General features: G+C 33.5%; 17 protein-coding genes. 15 read left to right on the plus strand and 2 right to left on the minus strand.

What is annotated here, in order from left to right; translation table 11 throughout:
- Positions 1–4 precede the first annotated feature (4 nt).
- Positions 5–1,297, plus strand: a complete 1,293-nt coding sequence (locus tag H6F32_RS09235; protein ID WP_190369037.1) for a hypothetical protein — start codon at positions 5–7, stop codon at positions 1,295–1,297.
- 7 nt (positions 1,298–1,304) lie between these two features.
- Positions 1,305–3,509, plus strand: a complete 2,205-nt coding sequence (locus tag H6F32_RS09240) for a WD40 repeat domain-containing protein (protein WP_190369038.1) — start codon at positions 1,305–1,307, stop codon at positions 3,507–3,509.
- Positions 3,510–3,597: 88 nt separating this feature from the next.
- Here H6F32_RS09240 and H6F32_RS09245 read toward each other — a convergent pair whose 3' ends face one another.
- On the minus strand, positions 3,598–4,551 hold the full coding sequence (locus tag H6F32_RS09245; RefSeq protein WP_190369039.1) for a DUF928 domain-containing protein: 954 nt from the start codon (positions 4,549–4,551) through the stop codon (positions 3,598–3,600).
- 256 nt (positions 4,552–4,807) lie between these two features.
- Between H6F32_RS09245 and H6F32_RS09250 the strand changes: the two genes are divergently transcribed.
- The 13 genes from H6F32_RS09250 to H6F32_RS09310 all read left to right on the plus strand — a co-directional run bounded on the left by H6F32_RS09250 (position 4,808) and on the right by H6F32_RS09310 (position 17,657).
- On the plus strand, positions 4,808–5,098 hold the full coding sequence (locus tag H6F32_RS09250; protein WP_190369040.1) for a hypothetical protein: 291 nt from the start codon (positions 4,808–4,810) through the stop codon (positions 5,096–5,098).
- 89 nt (positions 5,099–5,187) lie between these two features.
- Positions 5,188–5,625, plus strand: coding sequence for a phage tail protein (locus H6F32_RS09255; protein WP_190369041.1), 438 nt, complete (start codon positions 5,188–5,190; stop codon positions 5,623–5,625).
- An 88-nt stretch (positions 5,626–5,713) separates the two neighbouring features.
- Complete coding sequence (locus tag H6F32_RS09260) at positions 5,714–7,636, plus strand: hypothetical protein (RefSeq protein ID WP_190369042.1); 1,923 nt, start codon at positions 5,714–5,716, stop codon at positions 7,634–7,636.
- Positions 7,637–7,700: 64 nt separating this feature from the next.
- Complete coding sequence (locus H6F32_RS09265) at positions 7,701–8,237, plus strand: hypothetical protein (protein ID WP_190369043.1); 537 nt, start codon at positions 7,701–7,703, stop codon at positions 8,235–8,237.
- Positions 8,238–8,342: 105 nt separating this feature from the next.
- Positions 8,343–10,112 carry a VgrG-related protein gene (locus tag H6F32_RS09270; RefSeq protein ID WP_190369044.1) on the plus strand — a complete coding sequence of 590 codons (1,770 nt, stop codon included), beginning with the start codon at positions 8,343–8,345 and terminating at the stop codon, positions 10,110–10,112.
- A 12-nt stretch (positions 10,113–10,124) separates the two neighbouring features.
- A complete protein-coding gene (locus H6F32_RS09275; protein ID WP_190369045.1) occupies positions 10,125–10,619 on the plus strand; it encodes a hypothetical protein in 495 nt (164 codons plus the stop codon).
- 130 nt (positions 10,620–10,749) lie between these two features.
- The gene (locus tag H6F32_RS09280; RefSeq protein ID WP_190369046.1) at positions 10,750–10,959 is read left to right on the plus strand and encodes a Nif11-like leader peptide family natural product precursor; all 210 of its coding nucleotides are present in this window, start codon (positions 10,750–10,752) and stop codon (positions 10,957–10,959) included.
- Positions 10,960–11,065: 106 nt separating this feature from the next.
- A complete protein-coding gene (locus H6F32_RS09285; RefSeq protein WP_190369047.1) occupies positions 11,066–13,276 on the plus strand; it encodes a ShlB/FhaC/HecB family hemolysin secretion/activation protein in 2,211 nt (736 codons plus the stop codon).
- A gap of 713 nt (positions 13,277–13,989) precedes the next feature.
- Complete coding sequence (locus tag H6F32_RS09290) at positions 13,990–14,151, plus strand: hypothetical protein (RefSeq protein ID WP_190369048.1); 162 nt, start codon at positions 13,990–13,992, stop codon at positions 14,149–14,151.
- A gap of 275 nt (positions 14,152–14,426) precedes the next feature.
- On the plus strand, positions 14,427–15,080 hold the full coding sequence (locus H6F32_RS09295; protein WP_190369049.1) for a hypothetical protein: 654 nt from the start codon (positions 14,427–14,429) through the stop codon (positions 15,078–15,080).
- A gap of 149 nt (positions 15,081–15,229) precedes the next feature.
- Positions 15,230–16,966 (plus strand): hypothetical protein, encoded by a 1,737-nt coding sequence (locus tag H6F32_RS09300; protein ID WP_190369050.1) that lies wholly within the window; start codon positions 15,230–15,232, stop codon positions 16,964–16,966.
- Positions 16,967–16,973: 7 nt separating this feature from the next.
- The gene (gene cutA, locus H6F32_RS09305; RefSeq protein ID WP_190369051.1) at positions 16,974–17,297 is read left to right on the plus strand and encodes a divalent-cation tolerance protein CutA; all 324 of its coding nucleotides are present in this window, start codon (positions 16,974–16,976) and stop codon (positions 17,295–17,297) included.
- A gap of 180 nt (positions 17,298–17,477) precedes the next feature.
- Complete coding sequence (locus tag H6F32_RS09310; RefSeq protein WP_190369052.1) at positions 17,478–17,657, plus strand: hypothetical protein; 180 nt, start codon at positions 17,478–17,480, stop codon at positions 17,655–17,657.
- A 775-nt stretch (positions 17,658–18,432) separates the two neighbouring features.
- Here H6F32_RS09310 and ilvB read toward each other — a convergent pair.
- Complete coding sequence (gene ilvB / locus H6F32_RS09315) at positions 18,433–20,319, minus strand: biosynthetic-type acetolactate synthase large subunit (protein ID WP_190369053.1); 1,887 nt, start codon at positions 20,317–20,319, stop codon at positions 18,433–18,435.
- Between the last annotated feature and the right edge of the window lie 398 nt (positions 20,320–20,717).

The following is a 20,717-nucleotide window of genomic DNA, read 5'->3' on the forward strand; positions in this document are numbered from 1 at the left end:
TCCTATGACTAAACCCTGGACTCCTCCACAAATAGAACTTTTTCAACGTCTAAAAGTTCAAGACGGTACGTTAATAAATGAACAAAAGTGGAATATTGCTAATGACTATCATCGGCGGCGACAAAATATTCATTATCAATCTCTTAATTTAGGCGGTATTGTTTCTGGTTTAGATGTTAAATTGACATTTAAAGATAATAGTTATTTTCTCATCTTTCAGTCAGGTATTGCCATTGATAGATATGGTAATTGTATTGTGGTAGAAAAAGCTAGAGGAAAGAAAATTAATAGTCAAGTAACACCAGGAGAAAGTAAACTAGTTTATTTTGTCATTAATTATAAAGAACCCACCCTGAAAAATAAAGATGAGGAAATAATTACCGAACAATTTGAAATTAATGAAAGAAGCGCACCACCTGATGAAACAGAATTAGAATTATGTAGAATTAAAATCACATCTAATAGAAATATTGCTATTGCCAAAGATGTGTTTAACCCCCAAGATAATGAATTAGATTTTCGTTATCGTCCTCAAGCAAGATGGCGATCGCATTCTACCATCCGCACTGCTATTTATCAAAATTCAGGCACATGGCAGGAAGTATTTAGCGATGATCTACCTACCTCTAATTTTTCTTATTTATTACAATCTCTAAATCATTTGTATCCATCTTTGCAATCTTTACAAAAAGGAGATTTTCATCAGATAAACTCTTTATTAGATTATGATTTAATTAACCTAACAGATCAACAATTTAATAACTTTAATGATGAAGAAATACGCATTATTGATCATTATTTAGAAGCCGGATCGGTAATTTTAGTCCAACATCTAACAAATGCCATCAATATCCAGAAATTGATGTACAAGAAACAAGAAATTCAACAAAATTTAGCAGAATTAGAAACCATAGATGGTTATGAATATGAGTGCCAAATTCTCTGGGATGAACTACAATCAATTAATCAAACATTAGGACGAGAACTACAACAAATTGCTAATCATTATGATCATAAATTGAACACAGAACTACAATCTTTAGAATACCTAACAAATCACCCTTTACGCACAACTCCATTTTTATTTCATCAACTTCCTAGTATTAATAAACAAGGTATTTCCATATTAACGGATGGAGGTTTAGTCGTATTAATTGGTAATTTACCTTCAGCTTGGGGAATTAATGACAATAGATATTTATCCAGAGATACCATTCGCAACGCCCAAGAATTAGGAATTAATATTTTACATTTTGCAGCACAAAGAAAACAATTAACTCAATTAGCAAAACAATAAGGATAATATGCCACAAATTAATATTATTGATGTTAAGTGCCAACAACCAACATTAATTCCCAGAGAACAACCTGCCATTTTTGATGTAGATGTTAGTAATAATAGTGATGATTATGCTGATATTCAATTACGGTTAAAGGTGAATTTTGAGAACTCCAACCCCTCAGAAAACTGGTATCGTCTGACTCCAGAAGTCAGTAGTTTAATTCCTCCAGGAAGTCTGAGACAATTTTCTATAGAAATTTTTGATACTCCTGAATCTGGCTTTGTTGGAGCAACAAATATTACAGTAGAAGCACTTTCTGTAGCTGCACCAAGTGAACCCAGTAGAGTAGGAATTACTGTCAATGTTCAACCCACAACTCGTCTTGAACCTGTAAAAATAGAGTTGATTACTTCAGAAATTGAACAAGCACCAGATGGAGAATTTAAGATATCTGTCAAACTAGAAAATCCTAACCAGACAAGCGTTGATACTAATTTGAAAATATCAGGTTTAAATATTACTTGGTTGGAAAATAATCAACATATATTATCTCTAAAATTAGAACGCGGAGAACAAAAAATACAGGATTTTTGCTTAAAGTTACCAGGCTATAATCAAGTTGTAGCCAAAGACTATCTATTTACAGTGGAAGCCAGTCATGCAACTCATATAAATAGTGAAAAATCCACTGCTAGTGGTAAATTACTGATTACACCTCAAGGCAGTTTGGATTTAATTGTTAATCCGCAAAAAATACAGGAAATTACTGCTAAGTCATTGAGTAGATTTTGGTTAGCTAATAATATTATTTATCAAGTAATTTTAGCTAACACAAGTAATGTTTACGAAGATGTCAGCATAGCAGAAATTCCCAGTGGGAAGAAACCAGAATGTAATTTTACAGTAATTCCTGAAACCACAACATTAGAACCTGGAAAAATCAAAGATGATGTAGAATTAACGGTAAATACTCAGAGACATTGGCTAGGAAAACCTAAGAAAATCGAGCGAATTATTAAAGCTATTTGGTCCAAAACCCAAGATTTAAAAGTTATTGATGAACAAAAAATTGAATTAGTAATTAAGCCTATTATTCCTTATTGGTTGCAAATAGGAGGAATAGGATTATTATTATGTTTATTTTGGTGGATATTATTTAAACCACCAACAAAGCACGCAAAAGCGGTTAATTCTGTACAGTTTAATGGTACGGGAGAAACTATTATTAGTGGTTCTGATGATCAGACTATCATTAATTGGCGCGTGAGTGGTTTTAATGCTTTTAAATTTTGGGCTAACCCGAAAATTAGCCAAATGGGTTATCAAGATAAAAGTATTCGCAGCGTACGTATTAAACCTGTGGATAATAATTTGGTAGCTGTGGCTTTAGAAAATGGAGAAATGCAAGTTTGGGACTTATTAAGTCATAGTAAAATACCTAAATATTGTTTTTCTGCAACAAAGGATAATCGAGTATTTGGTTTAGAATTTAGTCGTGATTCTCGATATTTATTCAGTGGCCATGGTAGTGGATTAGTCTATCAATGGGATTTACAAAAGATACGTAATTATAATTGTGGCATAAATCAAGATTCTGATAGCACTAAAAATCAGGTACAACCTCTGAAAATTAATCGTATAAATTTTGGGATAGAATCTCTCAAATTAGTAGGTGAAGATAATAGAAATTTAGCGATCGCTGGCCGTTATAATCAATTAGTAATCTGGAATTTTGACAATAATATGATTAAAAAAGTCACATATCCCCAAGGAGGACAAAATAATTATATTACTAGTTTAGCGATCGCCGAATCTCAACCGAATTTATTGTTTACCAGTGACAACCAAGGAAAAATTCACGTTATAGATATAACAGACTGTTTAGAAGGAAATAACTCTACTTGCGGCACAATCAAATATACCTGGGAGAATGTCAATAATGCCAATAATCAACAACCTGTTAATGCTGTAAATAGTCTAGCAGTAAGCGATAATGCTTGTTATTTAGCTGCGGGAACACAGGATGGAAAAGTGATATTTTGGACACTAACTCAAGAACGTAAACTAGTTGGTAAAGGTAAAGAAATTGATCATGGTGATCAAATATCTAGTGTAGATATTAAAATAGTTGGTAATGATGTATTAATTGTCAGTGGTAGTAAAGATAGCTGGGTAAGATTAAAACGAGAAAAAAGATTGTCAGAATCTGGTTGCGCTCAACAGTAAAATCAGCTATAACTAGAATTAGTATTAGTAAGTAATAGATCCCTAACTTCATTCCAGAAATATGGGATCTTAATTACAGAGAATTATATTAATTTTGGTTAACTATTTCAACATCAGTAATTATAGCATTACCAATGATCGTTTTCTCAGGAATATTTTTGAGATTATCACTTAATAAATCTTTCCAGTCTTGCTGTAAATTACTATTTTGGGGGTTATTTTTTAATAATTCAGCGAGACTACTTACCGCAGAATACCAAATACCATTTGTTAAATAAACTGATGGCTGTTGAGTTTTATTGACTTTTGTTAACTCATTCGCAAGAATAGTATTAGGATCGATATCTTGTACCATAGCATTAGCATCTAACTGACGAACCAAAGGAATATTAGGATCAACTCTATGAATTAAACCACTAATTTCTCCGTTTCTTGTTTGTTCACAAAATGTAATATTCCACTTATAAGTATGAGATTCACCAATTTTTAATTCTGGTAAATTTGTTTTATTTGCTATATTCGCAAGATCCAGTATAACTATACCACCTTTATATTTTGTTGGTGGTAATTTTATATTGGCATAATAAATGCGCTTGGGAATTTCATTACCATTTTCATCAAATGTTCTCAACCCAAAAGTTGCAGTTTCAGTAGAATTTTGAGGTAGATAAAATAGCACTGTTGGATGAGGAGAAGTAGTCAATTCTACGTTAGGCTTAGAAAGATTATCAGAACTTTTTACTCCTGAATTTGATACATTAGAAGGTATTAACGCCATAATATTCTCTACAGCTTTATTTTTATCATCACTGCTACAACCACGCACTGCTGCTGAGGTAGTAAATCTACCAGGAGGAGCTTTTACTTTTAGACGATTAAATTTAAACCTTCTTAATCGCGCTAATAAAAAACTCTCACTTTTGTCAATATTACTAGAACCTAATTGGTCTGTTTTAGCTATTGTAGCTGGTAAGATAGTACCCATCATTAATAGTACAAGCGCGAGTACACCTAAATTACCATGAAACTTAGATAATTTCATACACTTTTCCTTTAAGTATTTTAATTTTCTTGTTACCTACTGTCACTTGGATAGAGTTTGACAGAGTGTAAATATAACTACCCAAGGACAATAGAGTCTTCCAAAATATATTATAAAATTTTTGGATATAATTTTTGAGTTTTTCCTTGAGACTGTGTGGCATTTTTTAACAAAGTTTTGCAAAGTTGAGGATCAAATAGAGACTAAAGAGTACCGAAAACGGTATAATCAAACTAGTAGATTTACCAAAACAGTGATGTTATCTCCATCAGGAACAGAAAACCCCAAAATTGAACCAGGAATAGAGTCATCCCTACAACCGATGGGAGATTTAAGTACCATTGTGGGGTATGCTGGAAACATGAATATTCTCAGTAGTGAAATAAAAAGTAACAATTCCGATAGCAATAAACCTGATCGTAATAAATTGTTAAAATTAGCAACAAAAATTTTAGATAACCCACAAATGCAAATTCTGTTAGGAAACCGTGTTTATGAATTGATGCAAGAAGATTTATACTATCAGGAACAACGTAACCTCACATAGAATATACACATAAAATATATGTACTACAAAACAGATGTACTCCAGAAAAACATTAAATCAAGATTAAGTTAATTAAGTGGAGGTAGAAAATGAATGGTAATGATTATGGCATGAATTACGTAACAGCTAACAGATTTTATGTAGAAATTGATAGTACAATTCGTGCATCTTTTACAGAATGTTCAGGTTTAGGAGTAAGTATAGAGAAAGATACATATTTAGAAGGGGGAATGAATAATAAACAGTATATTTTGATGAAAGCAGCCAAATTTAGTGATGTTACTCTTAAACGTGGAATTACAGATGATTTAGAATTTTGGAAGTGGATAAATCAAGTTTTAGATGGTACAAGAAAACGGTATGATGTTGGGATTATTTTATTTAATCAAGCTGGGGAAAGAATGCAAACCTGGAGATTAATACAAGCCATTCCAGTGGGTTGGAAAGCACCATCATTACAAGCAAGTGCTAATAATGTTGCGATAGAAGAATTGAGTTTAGCTTATGAGAGATTGGACGTGAAATAAATTATTATTATTGATAATGAACATCAATAATAATAGAATTAACTTAATTGAATTTATCATATATTTTCACAAGAATCAGGGGAAAATAATGACAGATAATAGAGATACACAATATAATCAAGAAGTACCTTTAGGAATAAAATATCATCTAGGACAGAATTTTCTAGAACAGAATTTTTTATCTCCTAAGTTTATATATCAATTTATATCACCATTAGGAGTGGAATCTCTTAGTCAGGATAAATCTTTCACAGATTTAACAGAATTTAGTCGGACAATAGAGAATAATAATTTAACAGATACTTCTTTAGAGAATACTAATTATAATTATCATCAGTCATTAGAGCAAAATTCTTCTGGAATTGTGCAAACTTCTTTGGAAAAGAATATTAATAAAACTGACATTAATAAACGTCAAATTCCCCAAATTCAAAGTTCTTTAGATAGGAATATTCCTGAAAACGGAATTTCGGAGATTCAAACTTCTGTACAACCAGATATCCCTGAAAATACAAGTTCTGAAATTCAGACTTCCACACAAACAGATATCCCTGAAAATACAAGTTCAGAAACTCAGACTTCCACACAAACAGATATCCCTGAAATTCAAACTTCTGCACAAACAGATATCCCTGAAATTCAAACTTCTGCACAAACAGATATCCCTGAAATTCAAACTTCTGCACAAACAGATATCCCTGAAAATACAAGTTCTGAAATTCAAACTTTTGCAAAAACAGATATCCCTGAAATTCAAACTTCCACACAAACAGATATCCCTGAAATTCAAACTTCTGTACAACCAGATATCCCTGAAAATACAAGTTCTGAAATTCAGACTTCCACACAAACAGATATCCCTGAAAATACAAGTTCTGAAATTCAGACTTCCACACAAACAGATATCCCTGAAATTCAAACTTCTGTACAACCAGATATCCCTGAAAATACAAGTTCTGAAATTCAAACTTCTGCAAAAACAGATATCCCTGAAATTCAAACTTCTGTACAACCAGATATCCCTGAAAATACAAGTTCTGAAATTCAGACTTCCCCAAAAACAGATATCCCTGAAAATACAAGTTCAGAAATTCAGACTTCCACACAAACAGATATCCCTGAAATTCAAACTTCTGTACAACCAGATATCCCTGAAAATACAAGTTCTGAAATTCAGACTTCCCCAAAAACAGAAATTAATAATAATGAAATTAATAATGAATTAGAAACAATTCCTCAACTACCAAAAGTAATACAAAACCTAACTTCAAGCAAAGCATTAGGTTCAAAAAACTCAATTACTCAACAAAACAACATCCTCACATCCAAAAATTTAATCTCAACAAATAGTACAAACAACATCACAATTCAACCAAAAATAACTACCGAAAACTACTATACAAATGATATTATTATGAATAATAATTTTAATAAAAACGGCATTAATCACAGCAATTTTGACTTATTTAAAATTCAGAGAAAAACACTAAATAATAGCCATCATAACCCCACACAACCCCCGCAAAGTCAACAAACATCACTGAGATCATCACCACTAAATAATCAAATTCCCACATCATGGTCAAGTATTGATGAACTAATAACAAATAACCCTATACAAACACAATATAATACTCAAGAACTAAACATAATTGATATACTAGGTATCCAAAGATACTACATAGATTCAGAAAATGAAGAAATTGCAAATAATACCGAAAACCAGTATGATAATAGTTACTATAGCAGTAATAGTAATAGTAATGGTATAGAATCCTTAATAGAAATGGCATCTACGGCATCTAAAAACTATGTACAAAGAAGAGAAAATACACCAACAAGTGATAATAATGCTATTGTATCAGAAAATAGCTCAAATACTACAGAAGATTCTCAAAAAGATACCAAAAATGAAGACTCAAAAAACTTTGAAATACTAGCAAGGGAAATATACAATTTCATCCGACAAAAATTAGAAATAGAAAGAGAGAGAAGTAGAAACTACTATTAAAATTTTTCAAATCCTTTTCAAATTGTCAACTTTTACTATTAAATACCAGGGAGGAAAACCAATTATGTCAGAACTAGTTAAAGCTAAACTCCATTCTATTGACAGTCCTTTCCATGTTGAATTTATGTTCAATCCCAGTCAATTAGATTTCAGTCGTAGCATTAGTTTAGAACAATCTGAAGGTGCTCGCACAGAAAAAGGAATGAACAAAACAAGTTTTAAATATCCAAATCCCTATACATTAACTATTAGTAACATTCTGGTAGAAAATTATGAAAATGGAGCAGGGGTTTCTAACAAAATAGAAGAATTTAAAAAAACTGTAGAATTTGGAGTAGAAAAAAATGGCGTAAAAAGACCTCCCCTCTATATATTTACCTGGGGAAATCAAACTTATTTAAAGTGTTTTGTCAAAACATTAAAATACAAAATCACCTTATTTAAACCTGATGGTACACCAATCAGAGCATTTGTGGATTTAACTCTAGAGGAAATAGATGTAACAGCAGAAAAAGGACCTGGAAATACACCACAACCCCAAACTCCACAACGTCAACAAGATAGTAGAACCAACAGAACTAATACCAAAAAAAGCAAATAGAGCAAATCAACTCTAATCTAGATAATCTAAATTTATTCATCATTATTCATTTTCATTTTTTCCCTTGCATAAACTATCAAATTCATCAAAATTTCTTAGGAATATATGACTAATGCCACTTATGCTGCTAAACCAATTTTAGAGATTGACGGTAAATCTGCACCAGATAAATTAATGGAAGATATTTTACAAATATCTGTAGAAGAAAGTTTACATTTACCAGGAATGTTTACTTTAATCATCAATAATCCTTATTTATCAGGAAGGGAAGATAAGGAGAAAGTATGGAAACATCAAGAACTATTTGAAATGGGTAAAAAGGTTAAAATAGGTTTTGCTCCTGGAAGCACAGAAGAATTTAAAAATGATCAACAAGGCTATATAATTGAGGGAGAAATAACAGGAATAGAAGCACATTTTACTAGTGGTTCTCAAGCACCAATTATTATTCGCGGTTATGATATTTCCCATCGTTTACATCGAGGAAAATATAATCGTTCATTTCAAAATATGACCGATACAGATATTGTTAACAAAATTATAGGAGAAGTAGGGATTTCCGTTGGTAAATTAGACAGTACAAGTATTGCTCATGAATATGCTTTTCAAGAAAACCAAACTAACATGGAATTTTTAAGAGAAAGAGCTGTAAGAAATGGATTTGAATTATTTGTACAAGATGGAAAACTCAATTTCCGTAAACCAAAAGTTGATGATAAATTATCATTAACCTGGTTAACAAATTTGCACAGTTTCCGCGTGAGAGTTACTAGTAGTCAGCAAGTATCAGAAGTAGAAGTAAGAGGTTGGGATTACAGTCAAAAAAAATCTATTGTAGAAACTGCTAAATCAGAAAAAGTTTTAACAACAAATCAACATGGAAAAGGTAGTGAAAAAAGCACAGTTTTTAAAGTTAAACCAAAAATGATTGTGGTTGATCAACCAATATTTAATCCTGGAGAGGCTAAAAATATTGCCCAAGCATTATGTGATGAATTGGGAGGTGAATATATTCATGCTGATGCCAGAGCAGAAGGTAATCCTCAAATTAGACCAGGAAAAGTTATCAAATTAGAAGGAATGGGTAAATATAATGGTGAATATTATGTCACAGAAACCCGTCATCTTTACCATGAAAGACTATACACAACAGAGTTTAGTGTCAGAGGGTTACGCGGTGGAGATATGCTTTCAATTTTATCTCCCAAAACTCAACTACAACCAGCACAAACTTTATTAGTGGGAATAGTTACTAATAATAAAGATCCTAAAAATTGGGGTAGAGTTAAAGTTAAGTTACCCACATTAACAGAAGAACATGAAAGTAATTGGGCAAGAGTTGTCAGTCATGGAATTGGTAATAATCGCGGTAATGATTGTTTACCAGAAATAGGAGATGAAGTATTAGTAGGTTTTGAACATGGAGATATTCATCGTCCTTATATATTAGGTGGAGTGTGGAATGGTAAAGATAAACCTCCAGAAGATGTTAAGGATTCAGTGGATGGAGGAGAAGTAAGACTGAGAACTTTTAAAACCCGTCTTGGCCATGTTCTTCAATTTGTAGAAAAAGTCAAAGGGGCAGTTAAACAAGGTATTCAACTTAAAACTATTCTTGGTCATATTCTTCATTTGAATGATACGGACAAATGTGTTTTAATTAAAACTAATGGAGGTCATCAAGTTCTCTTAGATGACCAAAATAAAAAAGTTGAAATCAAAACTAGTGGAGGTCATACTGTTATTTTAGATGATGTGTCACAAAGTGTGAGCATTAAATCTAATGGAAGTATTAAACTTGATGCTAAAACTACCATAGATATTAATGCTTCTGGACCAATTTCTATTAAAGGTGCAATTATTAAACTCAATTAGGAGATGACTTTTATGGGAAAACCCGCAGCGAGAATTACTGATAGTGTCGCTCATCCTTTACCACCAAAATTAGCCCCTGGCCCTGGGAGTCCTAATGTTTTAATTGGTGGACTACCAGCATGGAGGGGTATGCGACTGGCAGCCGTTGGTGCTTTACAATCTGCTAAACAGGCGGCTGATACAGCAATTAAACTTGCTGAATCTGCAACTCAAGCGGCTTCTGGCACACCAGGTTTTCCCGCCGCTAAAGCTGCTGAAGAAGCTACTAAGGCTTCTGTTGCCGCAAGTATGGGTAGTTTAATTACTAGCAGTGCTGGCGGTGCGGATATTCATATTTGCAGCACTCCCTTACCTATTCCTCCTCACGGTCCAGGAGTGGTAATTGATGGTAGTGCCACTGTCTTAATTAATGGACTTCCCGCTTGTTTTATGGGTTGTACAATTTTAGAGGCTGTTGGTCCGACTAATAAAATTGTTATGGGTTGTACTACAGTTCTCATTGGTTAATTATAGCAGGGAACAGGAAACAGGAAACAGACTTAAAAGTCTTTTAATGTCTGGGTTTTGTCGTCAATTTGTGTATCTCATAAAGCGTGCATACCGCTATATCAAAAAATCAATCTAGGAGTAAACTATCATGGCCAAAGAAAATGTTGTTAAATTATTTAGAAAAGTAAAAACTGATCCTGAATTAAAAGAAAAATTAAATTCTGCCCCTAATTTAGAAGCATTTGTCCAAAAAGCTCAAGAATATGGTTATGATTTTACTTTGGAAGAGTGGCAAGAAGTCACTAGTTTTAAAGTTGAAGAATTAGAGGGTAAATTATCAGAAATTCCGGGAATTTAACCATTAAATTACACTTCTAAACTTCTAATAATTGAAAGTGAACAAATCAAATAATTAAAATAACACAAATAACACAAATAAAAATTGCAATAAATAGGAGTCTATCGTGGTTACTCGTCATTTACAAAGATTTTTGTTTATCCTTCCTAGTCTGCTATTTTTATTTAGCACTTTTAACAGTGCTAAAGCCATTTCTAATAATAGTCCTAATGATGACAAAAATAACAATAATTCTCATCTATCTAACCAAATTTTTATTCCCTATATGGAACAAATTAAAACTCAATTATCACCAGGTTTATTGTTTAGATTACCTTCACAATTTCCTGATCTGAAAAATAGTGCAGCAACACCAGGTAATTATCGGGTTAAAGTATCAGCTTCTTTAGTTAATCCTGGTATGACTGTGAGTATTTTTAACTGTAATTTAGATTCTCAAGCCTGTTTATTAGGTAGTTTTTCTGTTAATTCTCCTAAATCTTTAGGTACTAAAGAAGAATTGACAGAACATAAAAATAATGGCGAACAAGTTAATATTAATCATAAAATTCGCGGTTATTTAATTAATGGACAAAAACAAAAACCACCCTCGGAATTTTCTTCGATTATGTGGGAACAAGATGGGTTAATTTCTAGGGTAAGAATCCGTGAGCAAAATAATGATGAAAAATCTGAAAATATCCTCACGATTGCTACTTCTATGGCTACAGCAACACCAATTAATCAAAATTCAACTAATACAGCTACTAAACCACAAATTACTCAACCAATAAAACCTATTGAACCTATTCAAAAAGATCCTGAACAAGAAATAGACAAAATTGCTTATGTCCCCATTAGATTAATAAAAATCAATGGTAATAATGCTTTAAGTCAAGAACAACTGAATACCGTGCTTCAGAAATATGAAGGAAAATATATTAAAAGAGATGCTTGGGAAAAGCCTCAAGAAATTGCTAAAGATATTAATCAATTTTATCAAGAAAAGGGTTTTATCGCCGCAGCTACACCCGGAAACAATCAAAATATTAGTGATGGCATGATTCAAATTAATGTTACTGAATCTCGGATAGCGGATATTGAAGTTAAAGGAACAACCAAATTAAAATCTTATATAATCAATCGTTTACAAATAGCTAAAGGTGAGCCAGTAAATGCTATTAAAATAGAAGAAAAATTGCGATTACTGTCAGAAGATTCTTTATTTGAGCAAGTTAAGGGTAATTTAAGTTATAATCTCAAAAGTCAGGATGCAGATCAAGATAAAATTCTTGAAGTTACAGTTACAGAAAAACCAGTATTAACTACTAATATCACTGTTGATAATAATTCTCCCGAAAGTGTTGGTTCAGAAAAAATCACTATTGGTGTAAATTACCGCAATTTAGTAGTTATGGGAGATAAAATTTCAGCTAATTATACAAGAACAGTTACAGGAGGACTAAATTTATTTGATCTTGGTTATGAAGTTCCCATTAATTCTAGGGATGGTAAATTACAATTTAGAACAGCATTGAACTTTACAAGAATTACTCAATCTCCTTTTGATGAGTTAAATATTCGCGGAGAAAAACAAATATATGGAGTATTTTATCGTCAGCCCATAGTCAAAAGTTCTCAAGAAGAATTGGCCTTATCTTTGGGTTTTAGTTTGGATAATGGTCGGACTTTTGTATTTGATAAACCTACTGGTTTCGGTTTGGGACCAGATAAAGATGGTTTAACTCGTACCAGTGCAATTGTGTTACGCCAAGATTATAAAAATATTGATAATCAAGGAAAATGGTATTTAGGATCAGAATTTAAAATAGGTACTGGTTTATTTAATCCTACTACTAATAAAGAACCTGTTCCTGATGGATATTTCTTTAGTTGGAATGGTCAAATACAAAGATTACAAAAAATAACTAATACTAATTATTTGGTATTTAAAGCTAATTTACAATTAACACCAGATGGTTTGTTACCTGCCCATCAATTTATTATTGGAGGTGGAGATACTGTCAGAGGTTATCGTCAAAATGTTCGTTCAGGAGATAATGGTTTTTATTTTTCTATTGAAGATAGAATTAGTTTAAATTCTCAATTACAAGTTGTGCCTTTTGTAGATTTTGGTAAGGTTTGGAATGCTTCTCAAAATCCTAATGAATTAGCAAAACAAACTTTATTAATCAGTTCCGGTTTAGGTTTTATTTGGGAACCTTTACCTAATTTGAACCTCCAGGTTGATTATGCCTTTCCTTTTACTACTTTAGATGATAAAGGTGATAATATTCAAGACAATGGTTGGTATTTCTTATTGAATTATAAACCTTAAACTGGTTAGTTATTAGAGGATGTCTGAAAAGTTTGTTTAAAAATCCCCAACAAAACAGGTCGTGATTTCCTAGTTTGTGAAGGTTATTACACGGGAATGGGTCATTAAATTACGTGGCTTGATAACTTAGAAATTGGTGCAACTAAAACCATCAATACTAATATATTAAAAGCTGAGTCTAATACGGGAAGTTGCCAACCACAGTTTTATCAAGTAGACATCAAAGATTTTACACTACGAGACACAAACCAAAATAAACGCGCTGAACTATTTGTAAAAGTCACAGAAGCCAGAGAACCAAAATTACCTGAACCCAAATCACATCAACTGACATTTTTGTACAATGGTCAATCTTTCCGGGCTACCCCAGCAGCGCCGGGGATTTAATTGACAGTCACAACTTGGAACTCCCCAAACTAGAATTTACCGTAAATCAAGAACAACACTGGTTTCCCATTCCACGGATGTACGGGGGGTTCAGTTATTGGTGGGAACAAGAAACACTGATTACCGAGAGTTGGTGTAGGGTTCAGGGCAAAGACACAAAATTACTACACAAGGGATTGAATTGTTGGAAGAAGGATTTGTATAGTTGTGGGAGTTTACTAGAATAGGGGTCTTCTAATAACCTGTATAATGAAAAAGACTGATGTCGGGAGTCAGGGATTGCCGTGCATAGTAATTTACTGTTATCAAAAATTGTGGGGTGTTAAATGGACAATTCAAACATAGAAATTAATGGTAAACCCGGATTAATCTGGGGTAATTTAATTGTTCCTGGTAGTGGTAGATTGAAAATTAAAATTGTTCGTGATTTATTACAAACTAGAAAAAAAGGAGATTCACACCCGGATTCAAGATGTCAAATCTATTGAAATTGCTTCGGGTCCCCTGAGTTGGTTATTGACTTTGGGAATTTTGACTATTCTTTGGGGTGTTGGTATTATTTTAATTGTACTTTACTTGTACACCAAACAAAATTTGTTAATAATTTAACCACCAATCTGAATATTATTGTTTTTTATAAAAAAACCCAGGATGTAGAACAGTTTAGAAATACTGTATTAAGACTTGCACGACAATTTAATTCACCATCTACCAAAACACCACCAAGATTACCAGAGCAAACTACTGTTAGAGAGAAATAATTATGACTACACAAAACACTTTAGAACTGGCTAAACAGGGAGCTACCCAAGCTATTAGCACTTTAATGAATAAGGCATTGGAAACGAAAGGAATCACCACCAAAGTAAATATTTCAGGTGAGAGTATTACCGTGATTGGGGAATCCCAGGAAATCATAGAACAATCATTTTTTGTTGATTATGTGCGTAAGGTCATAGAAAAACTAGAATTACCAGTAAAAAGGCTGTATATTCGTGGACAAATAACTGACAATAAAAACCCTATTTGGAGACAAACTATTAATTTAGAAGCTGAGATACCAAAACCAGTTATTAATACAGAAAATAGTGGAATATCTAAAGCAAAGTTTGATATATTCAAGATTTTAATTCAGTTTAGCGAAATCATCAATACTGCACTTTTAGCAGGAATATTAGGAATATTACTTTTTAATTTATGGTGGCAACCACAGCCCAAAACTGTAGAATGGGAATATAAGATTGAAAGTTTTGAAGATGTTATTTTTGATAGCAGTATGAACCGCATGGGTAATGAAGGATGGGAATTAGTGTTTGCAAGAAGAGCATTAACAGGTGGGGAATATTCCAGTCGGGGGATTTATGAATGTATTTTCAGAAGACCAAAGCAGAAAAGTAATGATAAATCCGAAAACTAATATGAGTTAAAAATCATTCTATGGATGTTGTTACGGAATTTCTCAGTCTGTTTTAAAATTTGATGATTTATTTGGTGATATGCCCTCCCTATTCTTGGAGAAACGTAATAATCTTTGGACTAAACAAATAGCAATATTCAAGAGGTTTTATGGTTAGATATGCAGTGAATAAAAACGGCTTTTTACTAGATGCTGAACGTCAAGAATACAATAATAAAGATGATGCTTATACTTGTTTATTTTGTGGATTACCATTATCCTTTAGAAAAGGATGTATTAAAACGATGAGTAAAACATCTACAACCTTTGAATGTGTTTCCTGTTTTGCTCATGGAAATGGTAAAGATGACAATATAAATTGTATTAGTGATAATTTTGTAAGCAGTAAGAGTGAAAGTGAAACTCATAGAAAAGCTAAGAATGCTGTGACAGATATACTTCAAGAATCAACAAAATTATATTTTCCTCAAGATAATTTTCAGCCGATTCAAGAATTTGTTTATCCTGGAGATTTTAAAAGACGTGCTGATGTAGCCATGACTAGAAATGGTGTAGGATTTGCTAATTTTGAGGAACAAGTTAGCCCTGTACCTTTTGACAATTTTAAAAGTAGATATACGAAGGATAAAAGTAATAAAGTTGGTAATACCTATTTTGCTATTGGTGAGATAGATAGAAATATTAGAACTGGGAATCAAGGTGTTGGTGGTGTTAATTTTTCTCAGGGTTCTCTAGGTTATAGGTGTTTAAATGAATTTGGTATAGTTCATGAGATTCAACAAGTAGTAACCAAACAAAAAATCATTAGATACAGAGATACCAGAAGTAATTTTGAATATAATACAGAGCCTATAAACATTGATAGTTATGTAAGGTTTTATGAAGAAAAAAAGATAGCAGAAAATCATTTTACTCGTCCTACTCCATTTACTACCAATGAAGCCGCCCAACTAATTTATGATTCACTTATTGAACATGAAAAGTTGCTTAAAAACACTACATATATTGATCTACAATCAACTTCTATTATTGGTTCTCGTTCTATAGACCTATCAAATGATGATCAAGATGATGATAGATATGATACCTGTTTATTAAGATTACCATCGGAAAATCTGAAAGAAATTAGATTAGTTTGCAGAACTGATAAGGGGTATGCCGGAGTTATTTTACAATTTGATATTAAATATAAGAAAGCAAAAGTATTATTATTAGATGAAAATGACCCTACTTGGATAGATTTTAAACATCTTTATGTTTCTGAAAAGGATGCTCATTTATGCTTAAATAGTAGTCAATCTAAGTATATAAAGAATGATTCTGTATCTTTAGAAGATTCTACATCATATCTGGAAATAATTTCTGAAACAATTATAGAAATCCCCAGGGATTTTAACCCCATTAATGATTTTAATGATGCACTATTTAGGAAAATCAATCAAATTGATGAACCGCCTATAGTTGAACAAGTAGAATTATTTAATTTCGATAATCCAGTTTTAACTGATAAAATAATATTAGATATTCCTAATCAAGAAAACAAAAGTAGTAATTTTGATTTAGAAGAACCTGTTGATATTCAATGTACACCACAATTAACTGTAATTAATGAAGTTATAGATGAGATAATTAATAAAGTTACCAATGAAGTTATAGATGGTTGGCAACAATGTGGATTACCTGATATCTACGATTATTCCTTAGTAGATGAAGGTGATAGGGTAAAGAGTGCTGTTGAAGCTGATAAATATGGAATTGTGGTTTCTAAAAAAACTCAGACTCCTCCGGGAATAGCTCCATATAAAAAAATTACTGTTCAGTGGGATAATGGAGAAGTATCTCATCCTTACCCACAACAATTAATAAGATTAGTAAATACAGAATAGTAAAAATATGGAATTTATCTTTGTTTACGTTACTTGTAAAGACCGTGCCGAGGCTCTTAACATAGGTAAAGCCGTAGTAGAAGCCCGTCTTGCTGCCTGTGCCAACATAATTGACGGTATGGATATTATTTATTGGTGGAATAGTGAATTACAAGTAGAAAAAGAAGCCATTTTAATTATGAAATCCCGTCGTGATTTATTTGCAGAACTAACGGAAAAAGTAAAATCAGTGCATTCTTATGAAGCACCTTGTGTGGTGGCTTTACCAATTGAACAAGGAAATCAGGATTACCTAAATTGGTTAATGGCAGAAACTAAGGGTACAGGCTGATTGGTAAACCTGATAGTGGTTTTGCAACATTCAAGTTATGGAAAAACTTTTTTGTCAAGTTTATCTTGATCAGAACCTTTCTCATCTACATCATAAATCAGATAGATGCGGGGACTGATAGTGTTTTTTGACTGACTGTGAAGCATAGCCGAAACGTTGTTAAATACAAGTGCATTGAAAATGGAAATTGCAAAGTTATTAGAAGAGTTGAGCGATTTAACTGGTACAGATATTTGCGGTGGGTTACATCCAGGGGAACTACCACCGCCTGACTCACTCCCTCCAGGGTCTGCTATTTTATTACCACCTGTTATAACCCACATTCCGCACCCTGGGGTGTCACATGGTATTATCACTTAATTTTCTCTTGATTTTTGGATATAAATTATGCCTTACTGGCATCCTACATACGTTAATTTTCTGAGAATTAGTATACAATACAACCTCATTTTATCATAAAAAATGGTAAAAACCGATTGTGACAGTTGAGGGTGCGGAAGATAGGTTCAAATGTCACAATCGGTAATTATGGCTAACGCCAGGCTCCGCTATCGGATTTTTCAATACCTCAAAGAATATGTTTTTAGGACTTACGCACTGTACAAATTCACCATGATGTGAATGAACGAAAATCCGTCGTTTCAGGCTTTTGGCGATTAACTTCTGATCAGTAGCAATGCTCACGGCAAGGGAAGCTATCACTCAAAAATCATCAAAAAATCACGTTAAAATGCCCGAAACCCATAGTCCATATTTAGTTGATTATGTCAATGCGTAAGTCCTAGTTTTATACAAAAGTATGGAAATTTTAGATAGCGATCGCTTGTTCTAAGCTGTTACGCAACTAAATTGTATAATCCTAAAATGATTAAATCTTCTGGGGTGGGCATCTTACCCGCCATACTTATACAAATTAAATATACTCAAGACGGCTTAATTATCTGATTCTACAGGTATTGTTTTAGCATTGCTAAGTCTCTACTACCTCCTGGCGTTGCTGAATTTGGGTATGATTATGATATTTATTTCGCGCATTAGCGAAGCGAAACAATTGCGTTAGGCGCAAAGGCACAAACTTTCAAATTTTGAATTTGTCAATTTCATACCTGAGTTCAGCAACGCCTAACTCCTAAACCTAGAGCTTATTACCACACTCAGCACAGAAATTGTGATGAGGGGCATTTTTTGTACCACAATGGTTACAAGTCACTGGTTCAACTGCTTCTGTTCGTGCAGGTTTAGCTAGTCCAAACATCTGTGCATTGCTTCTGCCAGGTGCTACCATAGGATAACAGTTTTCATTGCGAGTAACAGCTACGTCTACAATTACAGGTCCGTTATGTGCTAACATTTCCGCAATTTTATCGGCTAACTCTTCCCGATGGCGAATAACAATACCTTTTATACCGTAAGCCTGCGCTAATAATTCAATATCAGGCATTCCTACTTCCATATTAGAACAGGAATAACGCTCACCATAAAAGGCTTCTTGCCATTGTCGCACCATTCCCTGCCAACCATTGTTTAAAATAACGGTCTTGACATTTATTTGATATTGTGCTAGTGTTCCCAATTCCTGTAAACACATTTGAAAACTAGCATCACCACTAATACAGATGACTTCATCATTAGGAAATGCTACCTTTGCCCCCATGGCCGCAGGTACGCCAAAACCCATTGTTCCTAAACCGGCGCTAGAAATCCAGCGTCGTGGTCCATTTTTCAGGAATTGGGCTGCCCACATTTGATGTTGACCTACATCAGTAGTATAAAAGGCCTGTGGTGCTTGTTTGCCAACTTCTACAATTACTTCTTGGGGAGAAATGCTATCGGGATATTGGGGTACAGTTAAGGGATAATCTTGTTTCCAAAGGTTAATCAGGTTTAACCATTCTTGGTTTTGTATGGTTACTACTTTACTATTTGCGTCTTGACATCGCTTTAGTAAGTCTTGTAAAACGTTCTTCACATCTCCCACGATGGGAACATCAGGAACTCGGTTTTTACCAACTTCAGCCGGGTCAATATCTATATGAATGACTTTAGCATGGGAAGCAAATTCATCTAATTTCCCTGTGACGCGATCATCAAATCTTGCACCAATGCAAATTAATAAATCACAGTCAGTTACAGCAAAGTTGGCATAGGCTGTACCGTGCATTCCCAACATTCCTAATGATAAAGGATGATGCTCGTCAAATGCACCTATACCCATTAAAGTTGTAGTAACAGGTATATTAAATAACTCTGCTAATTGCTTGACTTCTTCGTGGGCGTTAGCAGCGATCGCTCCCCCACCCACATATAATAAAGGTCTTCTGCTTTCTCTAATTAATTGAATTGCCGCATTAATTTGTCGGGGATTTCCCTTAACTGTGGGACGATATCCCGGTAATTTAATTGACCCTGGCTCTACTGGTATATAATCAAATTGTTCTAAAGCCACATCTTTAGGTACATCAATTAATACAGGTCCAGGTCTGCCTGTACTAGCGATATGAAATGCTTCCGCCACAATTCGCGCCATATCTTTGGGATCACGAACTACATAAGAATGCTTGACAATGGGTAAAGTAATACCATAGATATCCGTTTCTTGGAAAGCGTCAGTACCAATAGCTGCTCTGGGTACTTGCCCAGTAACGATGATCATCGGTATCGAGTCCATGTAAGCTGTAGCAATACCTGTTACTAAATTAGTCGCACCCGGTCCAGAAGTGCCAAAACACACACCTACTTTACCTGTAGCACGAGCATAACCATCCGCAGCGTGACTAGCACCCTGTTCATGTCTGACGAGGATGTGCTTAATAGTACCTGTTTCTTCTACTTTATAAAGGTCATCATAAATAGGGAGAATAGCGCCTCCCGGATATCCGAAAATATACTCAACACCATGACGTAACAAACTATCCAACAACGCAAAACCGCCAGAAGCGCGTTGATGAGTAGATGCAGATGCGATCGCAGAGCTTTTGTGATTTACTGATTGTGGGGTAGTAATTTGAGAGGAGGAGCGCACGGTTAACCTCAAAATATAACTAAAAGTTAAGGCTGAAAATCTATAGTGGAACTGAATTTTAATTTAATTTTAGGCTATTTTGATTTATTTTCACTAAAATTAACTTATTCTGATAATTCTTAGGTGTGGAAGATGTAATCTGAATTGTTTCTTCAGTCTGAATTATACCAGAGAAAGTATAGAATCGCAATATTACTATCACAATTTACAAATCCTGACTCCCAGTTAGGGTTTAGCAGTGCTAAACCCCTACTAAATTAAATTATGTCTTTAGGACTTACGCATTGACAAAAAACATTATCTATGTATTCTAGATCATGCGATCGCTATTAAGATTAGCAAAAATATGCTCACGTACAACTAAAGTAAACAGATTCCTCTGTACTTCATACCAGTTG

The organism is Anabaena sp. FACHB-1237, from assembly GCF_014696225.1.
Taxonomy (GTDB): Bacteria; Cyanobacteriota; Cyanobacteriia; order Cyanobacteriales; family Nostocaceae; genus FACHB-1237.

Excerpts from the sequence above, each read along its gene's own strand:
- H6F32_RS09255 (WP_190369041.1), top strand. The coding sequence starts at position 5,188 with ATGAATGGTAATGATTATGGCATGAATTACGTAACAGCTAACAGATTT.
- H6F32_RS09290 (WP_190369048.1), top strand. The coding sequence starts at position 13,990 with ATGGACAATTCAAACATAGAAATTAATGGTAAACCCGGATTAATCTGG.
- H6F32_RS09250 (WP_190369040.1), top strand. The coding sequence starts at position 4,808 with ATGTTATCTCCATCAGGAACAGAAAACCCCAAAATTGAACCAGGAATA.
- cutA (WP_190369051.1), top strand. The coding sequence starts at position 16,974 with ATGGAATTTATCTTTGTTTACGTTACTTGTAAAGACCGTGCCGAGGCT.
- H6F32_RS09260 (WP_190369042.1), top strand. The coding sequence starts at position 5,714 with ATGACAGATAATAGAGATACACAATATAATCAAGAAGTACCTTTAGGA.
- H6F32_RS09300 (WP_190369050.1), top strand. The coding sequence starts at position 15,230 with ATGGTTAGATATGCAGTGAATAAAAACGGCTTTTTACTAGATGCTGAA.
- H6F32_RS09275 (WP_190369045.1), top strand. The coding sequence starts at position 10,125 with ATGGGAAAACCCGCAGCGAGAATTACTGATAGTGTCGCTCATCCTTTA.
- H6F32_RS09245 (WP_190369039.1), bottom strand. The coding sequence starts at position 4,551 with ATGAAATTATCTAAGTTTCATGGTAATTTAGGTGTACTCGCGCTTGTA.
- H6F32_RS09310 (WP_190369052.1), top strand. The coding sequence starts at position 17,478 with ATGGAAATTGCAAAGTTATTAGAAGAGTTGAGCGATTTAACTGGTACA.
- H6F32_RS09240 (WP_190369038.1), top strand. The coding sequence starts at position 1,305 with ATGCCACAAATTAATATTATTGATGTTAAGTGCCAACAACCAACATTA.
- H6F32_RS09270 (WP_190369044.1), top strand. The coding sequence starts at position 8,343 with ATGACTAATGCCACTTATGCTGCTAAACCAATTTTAGAGATTGACGGT.
- H6F32_RS09235 (WP_190369037.1), top strand. The coding sequence starts at position 5 with ATGACTAAACCCTGGACTCCTCCACAAATAGAACTTTTTCAACGTCTA.
- H6F32_RS09295 (WP_190369049.1), top strand. The coding sequence starts at position 14,427 with ATGACTACACAAAACACTTTAGAACTGGCTAAACAGGGAGCTACCCAA.
- H6F32_RS09265 (WP_190369043.1), top strand. The coding sequence starts at position 7,701 with ATGTCAGAACTAGTTAAAGCTAAACTCCATTCTATTGACAGTCCTTTC.
- H6F32_RS09280 (WP_190369046.1), top strand. The coding sequence starts at position 10,750 with ATGGCCAAAGAAAATGTTGTTAAATTATTTAGAAAAGTAAAAACTGAT.